General features: G+C 67.0%; 6 protein-coding genes. 3 read left to right on the plus strand and 3 right to left on the minus strand.

The genetic code is table 11. The annotated features are described in order from the left end of the window. A partial coding sequence (gene gcvPB, locus DD1DGNOD_RS28735; RefSeq protein ID WP_131769458.1) for an aminomethyl-transferring glycine dehydrogenase subunit GcvPB occupies nt 1–1635 on the plus strand: 1635 nt, incomplete at its 5' end. A gap of 37 nt (nt 1636–1672) precedes the next feature. Here gcvPB and DD1DGNOD_RS03770 read toward each other — a convergent pair. Beyond that, nucleotides 1673–2353: a DUF5134 domain-containing protein gene (locus tag DD1DGNOD_RS03770; protein ID WP_165034731.1), complete on the minus strand. Its 681-nt coding sequence runs from the start codon at nt 2351–2353 to the stop codon at nt 1673–1675. Between the two features lie 104 nt (nt 2354–2457). After that, complete coding sequence (locus DD1DGNOD_RS03775; protein WP_241251208.1) at nt 2458–2730, minus strand: hypothetical protein; 273 nt, start codon at nt 2728–2730, stop codon at nt 2458–2460. A gap of 1135 nt (nt 2731–3865) precedes the next feature. On the opposite strand from DD1DGNOD_RS03775, the gene DD1DGNOD_RS03780 reads away from it, so the two are divergent. Continuing rightward, nucleotides 3866–4936: a hypothetical protein gene (locus DD1DGNOD_RS03780; protein ID WP_131765260.1), complete on the plus strand. Its 1071-nt coding sequence runs from the start codon at nt 3866–3868 to the stop codon at nt 4934–4936. Between the two features lie 97 nt (nt 4937–5033). On the opposite strand, the gene DD1DGNOD_RS03785 is transcribed toward DD1DGNOD_RS03780, so the two are convergent. Then, the gene (locus tag DD1DGNOD_RS03785) at nt 5034–5777 is read right to left on the minus strand and encodes a TetR/AcrR family transcriptional regulator (RefSeq protein WP_131765261.1); all 744 of its coding nucleotides are present in this window, start codon (nt 5775–5777) and stop codon (nt 5034–5036) included. A 109-nt stretch (nt 5778–5886) separates the two neighbouring features. Here DD1DGNOD_RS03785 and DD1DGNOD_RS03790 point away from each other — a divergent pair. Continuing rightward, nucleotides 5887–6730 (plus strand): MMPL family transporter (locus DD1DGNOD_RS03790; protein WP_165036378.1); only part of this gene is annotated, 844 nt, incomplete at its 3' end.

The raw sequence follows: 6730 nt of genomic DNA on the forward strand, positions 1-6730 counted from the left end.
ACGGCGGCCACCCAAGCCACTGGTACCGGCGTCGGTACCGGCAGCGGCAGGGCGATCCCCGCGGAGCTGGCCCGGACGAGTCGCTATCTGGATCACCCGGTGTTCCACCTGCACCGGTCCGAGACGGCGATGCTGCGTTACCTGCGCCGCCTCGCGGACAAGGACCTGGCCCTCGATCGCGGCATGATTCCGCTGGGCTCCTGCACGATGAAGCTGAACGCCACGACCGAGATGGCCGCGGTGACCTGGCCGGACTTTGCCGACATCCACCCGTTCGCACCGCTGGATCAGGCCGCCGGCTACCTGGAGCTGATCCGCGATCTCGAAAGATGGCTGGCCGCGATCACCGGGTACGCGGCCGTGTCGCTGCAGCCGAACGCGGGCAGTCAGGGGGAGCTCGCCGGGCTCCTGGCCATCCGCGCCTACCACCGTGACCATGCCTCGGAGGGCAGGCCGGCCCGGGACGTCTGCCTGATCCCGTCGTCGGCGCACGGGACGAACGCGGCGAGCGCGGTCATGGCCGGTATGCGGGTCGTGGTGGTCGCCTGCGACAGCGACGGCAACGTGGATCTGGAGGATCTGGCCGCGAAGGCGTCCGCGTACTCCGACCGGCTTGCCGCGCTCATGGTGACCTACCCGTCGACGCACGGTGTCTACGAGGAGGGCATCGGGCGGGCGTGCGATCTGGTGCACTCCTGCGGCGGCCTGGTCTACGTGGACGGCGCGAACCTGAACGCCCTGGTGGGGCTGGCCAAACCGGGGGCATTCGGGGCGGATGTGAGTCACCTGAACCTGCACAAGACGTTCTGCATCCCGCATGGCGGTGGCGGGCCGGGTGTCGGCCCGGTCGCGGTGGTCGAACGGCTCGCGCCCTACCTGCCCAACCATCCGCTACAGCCCGAGGCGGGGCCGTCCACCGGCGTCGGACCGATATCCGGGGCGCCGTGGGGGTCGGCGGGCATCCTGATGATCCCCTGGGCATACATCCGGCTGATGGGTGCGCGGGGACTGCGCCGGGCCACCTCGGTGGCGGTCCTCAACGCCAACTACATCGCCTGGCGGCTGTCGTCCTACTACCCGGTTCTCTACACCGGACGTGATGGCCTGGTCGCGCACGAGTGCATCCTCGATCTGCGCCCGTTGACGAAGCTGACCGGGGTGACCGTGGACGACGTGGCCAAGCGGCTCATCGACTACGGTTTCCATGCACCGACGATGTCGTTCCCCGTACCCGGGACGTTGATGGTCGAGCCGACCGAGAGCGAGGACCTCACCGAGATCGACCGGTTCTGCCGGGCGATGATCTCGATCCGGCGGGAGGCCGACCTGGTCGGCGCGGGCACCTGGCCGGTGCACGACAACCCCCTGCGTAACGCCCCGCACACGGCGTCCATGCTGGTGGCGGACGAGTGGGCGCACCCGTACGCCCGCACGGTGGCGGCCTATCCGGTCGCCTCCCTGCGGGAGTCGAAGTACTGGTCACCGGTACGCCGGATCGACGGCGCCTACGGTGACCGCAACCCGGTCTGCACCTGCCCACCCGTGGAGATGTACGCGGACCACGATGTCGTCCCTGCCGTCGACGCAACGGCCGACCCCGACATCCTGGCGGTATCGGCTGACGCGCGCGGCTAACTGACGTGCCCGGTTAACGAGGGATCAGCACGAGGCGTCAGGAGGTCAGGACCGTCGTGAACATGGCGACCATGCCGACGCTCATGATCAGACGGCGCCCGTGGATGCGGACGGATGCGCCACGCGCGCTGACCATGATCGGGCCGGCCATCCGGGTGGCCGGCCCACCGGCGGGGAACGACCCTGCCACCAGGCGCAGTACCAGGGTGGCCGTCGTGAGGACGGTCACCGCCGCGAAAAGCAGGAAGAAGCCGATGGTGAGGTCGTCCGCCGACCACCATTGCAGCGCGTTCATGTACGCCATCGCCAGGCCCTCGATCGCGAGCAACGCGCAGCAGCAGGTTCCGGCCGAACCGGCGTCGTGGTGTTCGGGCGTGGCTGGGTGCCGTGGGCGCCCCGGATCACCTCCCCAGATCGCGTTAGCGGTCAGGAACACCGACGAAAGGGCCAGATAACCCCAGGCCAACGTGGACCCGGCAATGACCCGGGCGGTGTGGGCCTGCCAGTCCGGCGGGCTGAACATGTACGCCATGCCGGCTGCCACGAGAAGGTGGCCGGTCTCGGTCAGTACGGCAATCCGGCTTCCGTCGGTTCGTGCTGTCCGCGCCGACATCCAGGCGTGGAATCCCACGAGGGCGGTGAACACCAGCGACGCGACGAGTCGAAGAGAGCCGGCGGCCGTGTTGACTGATCCCGCGACCCCCGGTAAATGGTGCATGCGGCACCGCCTGGTCATGCCGAGGTTCACGTTCGCGCGGGAAAACCCCCGCGCGGGGGCTGTTGGACGCGTCCTGGTCAGATACCGGTATCTGGTACCGGGTGCTAGATACCGGGTGTCACAGTCAGGGCAGAATCGAGGATACGTTCCAACTCTCCGGATTGCGCCTGATCAATTATCGCATGCAGTTGATCGACGCTCATCTGCACCTGCTGGCCGAAGTCGTCCACGAGTACGATCCGGCGTTCGGCCGGGGCGTCGTGGTCGACGAACAGCTGCGGACATCCACAACTGCACTTTCCGCAGAAGGTCACCAGGTGTTGCCGGGCCGTCCCGCCGGCATCCGGCACTGTGCCTGCTGGAGTTCCGTCACTCACTGTCCTCACCCACCTGCATGGTCAATCCGTCAGCATGGTCAACCTGTCCAACAGTTCACTCACAGCGTAAGGATCCTCACGGCGTCCCGTGCGTGTTTCGCTGAAATCACGGCGGCGATTCGTGCTGGTCGACCGCAACCTTGCTGTCGACCGAGGACGCGGTGTATCGCTCACCCTGACAGGATCTCCGATCAATCGAGGATCTGGTTGCGGCCACGCCCGAGCGCGTCGTGGGAGGTCAGGTTCGTGAAGCCGGCTGCCTCTGCGCGGTGTCCTGGGCGTACTGCAGACCGTTGCCGGACCCAGTTCGGCAACGTGCCCGGTCGCGGCCGTACGGCTGGGTGAAGCCGTCCCGGGGGTGTCGCGCGGGTCGGCGCCGAGACGAAGCCGTCGCTTGAGGCGCAGCCGGCACCGCAGGCACCGCCGGCCAGGACGAGGAGCGCTGCGAAGAGTACCGGGAGCGACGCGCGGTGCGTCTCGGCCGTGTGTGTCCCGGTCGTGCGTGTCGGGGCGGTGCCTGCCAGAAGCGCGTGACGCGGCGTGGCAGCCTTTGCCTGAGCCCGTGACCACCACCGCTGTGTCGACACGTTGTCAGGATGACGTATGTGCTCGCTCCTGTCCGCAAGACGGAGCTCTCCGGCAGACGGACCCGGTCGACCGCACACCGGCAGAGATGCCGCGTGCGCCCTCATCCTCGTGGGAGGCAATCACCATCGTCGCCTTCCGCGACGCTGCGGTACGTTAGGTACTACTATGGACACATATAGTATCCATAGTCACGATTTTTACTGACAGGCCTTGGTAAACGTGCGTTAGGGTACTACCCTAACTCGTTGTTACGTCCACGTTGAAGGCTGCTGGCGGAATACGCGAGCCGGGATGTGCCACCTGGCCGGAATCCACGGTTCGGAGGCAAGGGGGCGCGGAAGAGGTCTTAAGCCAATGCAGGTCATGACCTGCTGTCCGTGCCGGCCGGACGGATAGCGCGACGGGGGAAGGCGGGCCCGGCGGCGGTGGGGGCGGTCTGGCTTCCTTGGGGCCTCCGGCAGCGTGCCGAACCGATGATCGCGTCGTCTCCGGCCTATTGGGTAAAGGGGGGGAGTTCTCATGGAAAGCTCACGAGAGAGGGGCGTCCGTGCGTACGCTCGACCCCACCACCCTCGACCTCGACGCCATCGAGGCCGGTAAACTCACCAAAGGCATCACGCTGAGCCTGCTCATCCCCGCACGTGGCCCGGAAGCGGCCCGGACGCTGGGTAACATTGTTGCCCTGAATCGTCAGCACTGGATGCGGGAACGTCGGGTTCTGGACGAAATCGGCGTTGTCGTCGATCCGTCGTCCGACGGTGACGAACACGACCTGGTGCGTATAGCGACGGAAGCGGGGGCAAGCTGGGTCGTCCGGGGGCGGTCGGTCATCGAACGTCACGCGAAACGTGAATCGCCCTCCTACGGCGGCAAAGCCGGTGCAATGCGCAGTCTCGCCTATCTGGCGTTCGGCGATCGGCTTGTATTTCATGACGCCGATCTGGAGTACTACGACCCGCATACCGTGGGCCTACTCGCGGCGGCTGCGACGACCGGCAACGTGCCACTCTTCGTCAACGGCAGCTCCCAGCGGGTGACTGGTGACGGTCGGCCCGGAGGGCGTACCACCGAGATGCTGCGCTCCCTGCTCTCCAAGCAGCTGGCCCATTACGTCCCCGCCGTCACGGCCATCCAGCAGCCGCTCATCGGCGAGTTCGTGATCGACGCAGATCTCTTCAGCTCGCTGGCCTTTTCGCGCGGGTACGGGGTGGAGACCTCCCTGAAGGTGCTCGCACTGGACTTCCTGGGCGGTTTGGAATGCGTTCAGGTCGCGTTGCCGGTCAAATACCAGGTTGGGCAGGACTACCGCGACCTTGTCAAGCAGTTCCACGAGATAAGCTTTACCGTCGACGTGCTGGAGGCCTACTTCGCCCGCCGCCGGATCGACTCGCAGGTGGCGGTCTGGGAGATCGCCGAGAATTACGACCTGCTTTACCCCGGGCGTACGTATGCGCTGCACCGTCCGACCGGTTATGACGACACGGCGTTCGTTCCCCGGCTCGGCTTCTACCAGCCGCTGGCGAACTCACGGGCCTACCAGGCGCGCATTCCCGAGATCAAAGCTGCGCGCCACGCGGCGCTGAAGACGCTCGAACGCCGGATGCGGGCGTCCGCGTGAGGGTCGACCGGCCCCGGACGGCTGTCCGGGGCCGGTCGACTCCTGGCCGTCACCCCGCGTGGCTCCTGGCTGCTACTCTCGCTGATCGCGGTCCTGCTTACCCGGTCGTGAAGTCGACCGGGCCCTGGTAGCCGCACCGGAGCAGGACGTCGAGCATCTGCTGGTCGAACAGTGTGCTCGCGTCACTGATCGCGGATGGGAGATGGCCGAACAGCTCCAGGGACAGGAACCCGTGCAGCTGCGTCCAGACGATCAGGCAGGCGGCGAGCCCTGCCGGCGGGATCGCGTTGTGGGTATCGGCTCGCCATGCCTCAAGCTGGGCGCGCAATGCGGGCGTGAGTTCGCGAACGAACCGGGACAGATCGATCAGCCCGGCGTCGATCGCGTCAGCCATGCACCGGAACAGCACTGTGACCGAGCGTTCCGTGCCGTCACAACCGTCACACGGCTGATCCGCCGGCGGGGTGTAGTCGAGCCCCAGTGTCCCGAAGATGAGTATGTACTCGGTCACGTGTTCGTGTGACCACCGACGGTAGGTGCGGGTGACGTCAAGCCACCGCCTGGCATGATCGTCTGTGGACGCGAGCTTGAAGGCGTCCTCCAACGCGTCGGCCAGTGAGTCGAGCCCGTCGGCTATCAGCGCGGCGATCAGTTCGTCGCGGCTGGTGAAGTACCGGTAGAGGGCGGATGGGGTGAGCCCCATCGCCCGGGCGACCGCCCGCAACGAGACCCCGGCCGCGCCGTGCTCATCAAGCTGGCCACGGGCGATCTGTTTGATCTCGTCGATGGTGGCGAGGCGGAGGCGCTCGCGTCTGGAGGCCGGCTGGGTCACGTGGGCCATGCTGATCCGTTAGGTGAACACTGTCAACTTTTTCGATGGGGTGTCTTGACTGCGTCTAGTGTATGCGAACACTGTTCTCCAGAACGATGACAACTCTCCGGAGGTTCGGGTGTTCGCAAGCCTCGCGCGCCTGGTCACACGCCGTCCCAGACTCGTCCTACTGGTAACCCTGCTGCTTGTGGGTGCGACAGCCGTGGTCGGCGTCGGCGCGTTCGGCAAGCTGCAGACCGGGGGATTCGATGATCCCCGGTCGGACTCCACCCGTGCCGACCATGCGGTGGAGGAACGTTTCGGTGGCCAGCCAAACCTGGTCCTCCTTGTCACGGCCCGCGCCGGGGCGGTGGACGCCCCCGACGCCACGGCCGCCGGGAAGGAGGTCGCCCGCACGCTCGCGGCCGAGCCGGGTGTGGGCAGGGTGGTCTCGTACTGGGACGTCGGAGGCCCGCCCCTTCGCTCCGAGAGCGGCAAACACGCCCTTGTGCTCGCCTCCGTGGACGACGACGATGTGGCCGCGAAACTCGTCAGCCGGTACGAGCGGGCCGCCGATGCGCCCGGCCCGGTGACGGTGACTCCCGGCGGTTTCGCCACCATCGGCGAGAACATCAACGACCAGGTCACCTCCGACCTCGCCGTAGCCGAGTCGCTGGCCATACCGATCACGATGGTGCTGCTCGTGGTGGCCTTCGGCGGTGTGGTCGCCGCATTACTGCCGCTTGTCGTCGGTGTGGTCGGTATCTTCGGCGGGCTTGCGATCCTGTCCGTCCTCGGCAGCCTCACAGACGTCTCGATCTTCGCGGTCAATCTCACCACGGCCCTGGGCCTGGGCCTGGGCATCGACTACTCCCTGCTGATGGTGAGCCGGTTCCGTGAGGAGCTCGCCGCGGGGCGGGAGCGCGCCGACGCGGTCGCGGCCACCTTACGGACCGCCGGTCGGACGATCGTTTTCAGCGGCG

Source organism: Candidatus Protofrankia californiensis, assembly GCF_900634765.1.
Taxonomy (GTDB): domain Bacteria; phylum Actinomycetota; class Actinomycetes; order Frankiales; family Frankiaceae; genus Protofrankia; species Protofrankia californiensis.

Coding starts and splice junctions, on each gene's coding strand:
- DD1DGNOD_RS03770 (WP_165034731.1), bottom strand. CDS start 2,353: ATGCACCATTTACCGGGGGTCGCGGGATCAGTCAACACGGCCGCCGGC.
- DD1DGNOD_RS03785 (WP_131765261.1), bottom strand. CDS start 5,777: ATGGCCCACGTGACCCAGCCGGCCTCCAGACGCGAGCGCCTCCGCCTC.